At 31.8% G+C, this 2,501-nt stretch carries 1 protein-coding gene; it reads right to left on the bottom strand.

What is annotated here, in order from left to right; genetic code table 11:
- A partial coding sequence (gene cas9, locus B0A57_RS11725; RefSeq protein WP_106407975.1) for a type II CRISPR RNA-guided endonuclease Cas9 occupies window positions 1-2,501 on the bottom strand: 2,501 nt, incomplete at both ends.

The raw sequence follows: 2,501 nt of genomic DNA, 5'->3' as shown, positions 1-2,501 counted from the left end.
CACTTTGCGGGATAGTGTCTGTAATCGTCCACGAGGTGTTAGTTGAATTTTCTGATTGGTTCCACCGCTTTTTTTAGTGGTGTTTTTATTTTTGGTAACTACTTTGTTTTTGGCTTTATACGAAATCAAAATACTTTCGAGTTGCTTTTTGGCTTCTTCTCTAAAGTTTTTCATAGGAGAAATGAAACGTAATTTGTTGTTTTTATCTCGATATAAATGCTTGTTCTCTATACCAATAATTGAATTAGCTTTATTTTCACCTTGTGTTTTAGCATTCAAATTGTTTAAATACTGAATGTATGCAGGTTTTGTAAAGGCAACCGTTATCGCGTCCATTGCGTGATGGCGGTGGTCGTTACGTTTTGTCCAATCTTTTATTTTAGACAATCGTTCTCCGTTTTTGCCTTCTTCAATATGGGTCAAACCTAATTTGTCGTATTTCTCCCAGTTGAGTTCTTTCATCACATCGACCAATTCCCAATCCTCACGCAATTTATCGGTTACGCTTCCAATAGTCGCGGTTACATTTCTGGAAACTTCCAATAAAATTTCTTTGGCTTTTTTTGCTATGTATTGTGTTTCTCGTAATTGACGGTCAATGAATCCTTCTGGAATTTCGTTATCTGCCATTAAGAGTTTTTTGTACTTTGTATAGCTTTTTATTTTTCCTGTTTTAAATAAATCTTTTACTCTATTTTCATATGCAGCAAAATCATTTTCTGAAAGCTTTTCTTGTAAAAAGGAATAAGCTGTTTTGTTACTTTTGTCAATATTTAGCTGTCTTTCGCATAGCGTTTTGTTCGAAAAACTATCATCAAATAATCTGGATTTTGGAATAATATGTTCGATGTCATAATTTTTGGAAAATAAATCAGACGCTTTAATTGGATTTCCTGTATATAAAGAAATTCCTCCAGTTTCTAGCCAAAGTTTGTATCTAATAATATCGTTTCTAGTTACTCTAGGTATATTAAATTCGGAATGCAATAATTTTCTAATTCTTTCGTGTTCGGTAGTTGCGGTATTAATATCCGAAGTAGCTTTTTTTCGTTGTTCATTATTTGCTTTCAACTCACGAGCTAATTCTACTCGAATTTCATCTGGTTTTCCCATTGCGGGATCTTTCATAATAGCATTAATCACATTAATCATTTGATTAAGGATTTTCTCCACCACAGGATTTCGCAAACTGTTTTTCTTGAGTAATTCTAAGGTATCCTTTAAAACTCTATCGTTATTTTGTGCTGTAGTTAATGATGAGGAATGATTATAACCTACCATTAAACAAGCTTTGTCATAAATATGCCCATCCATCAAATGCGGTAATATTTTTTTGATAGCCTTAGCACTCAAACTTCCGTAATCGGCTTGAAGATTAATATTCAAAAGAAACGGAAGGTGATTTTCTTTGAAACCAAATTTGGTTTTTAAAGTTTCTTTTAATTTATCATCATCTTCTGCCGAATATAATAAATGCCACAATTGATAATAAGGTTGTTTGTCAAAATCATTACCTTGAATACTTGGGTCAAAATCTAAAATAACAGTATTGATATTTAAAGTTTCGAAGATTGGAGCAACAGTTTCTTTTATTTCTAAAGGTTTCATTTTAGAAAAATCCATTTCATATCCTTCTACTTCCAATATTTTTTCAAAAGCTTTATAAATAGAAGTATTGGTTCTATTACCTTCAATTTTTTTGAAATTAACGGTATGAGTTCCTTTCTTTAGTTCGCAAAAAGTTAACATCTGAACATCGGTCATACTTTCTTTAAACTGCAATTCTTCGGCGATTAATTGCTTCAACTCTTCACTCAATTCAAATACCTCTTTTGTAGTTTCGTTTTTAACAACAACATTGTTTAAATTCTGCCAAATCCTAAATTCTTGAAACAAAGGGGACGATTTTGGAATGGCTTTATGTCCTTTTTCAAATTCGCAAAAGCTTACCAAATGTTTTTGAGATTTTAATTTTCGTTGGTAGAAAATCGTAATATCTCGAACTTCTGATTTGAGGTTGTCATTTAATTCGGGATGAAATTTCGCTTGCGTTTCCCAAATTTTTTCAAATTCATCTAAATAATCCTGACGGTAAAAAACTTGATTTTTAAGTTTAGCGTGTACATTTTCTTGAAGTTGTTTGTATTGATACTGCCCAACCGTTTCCTGATTAAAATACAATTCCTTACTTCTATCGCTAATATCGCCAAGATAACCGCTGGATTGATTGATTTGATTGTTGATTTCAGTAATAATAAATGCCAAAATTTTCATATCGAGTTCATTTGCCAAAGCTTCATTTCTCCATTGGTAATGTTGCAATTTGGTTTCTTCTCTAGTTCCTTTATTTTCGGCAAGAGAAATATTCAATGTTTTTGAAAAATGTTGAGAAGTCTGCGTTCTTGATTTTCCTTGAATGTCTGCTAATAATTTATCATTTATTTGTTCGGAATGAAATTGATTTTGAAAACGAACTATCTTCGACACTATCCCGCAAAGTG

Origin of the sequence: Flavobacterium psychrophilum DSM 3660 = ATCC 49418 (assembly GCF_002217405.1) — a bacterium.
Lineage (GTDB): Bacteria > Bacteroidota > Bacteroidia > Flavobacteriales > Flavobacteriaceae > Flavobacterium > Flavobacterium psychrophilum.
The sequence above is the reverse complement of the archived record's forward strand: the minus strand, read 5'-3'. Positions and strand labels throughout refer to the sequence as shown.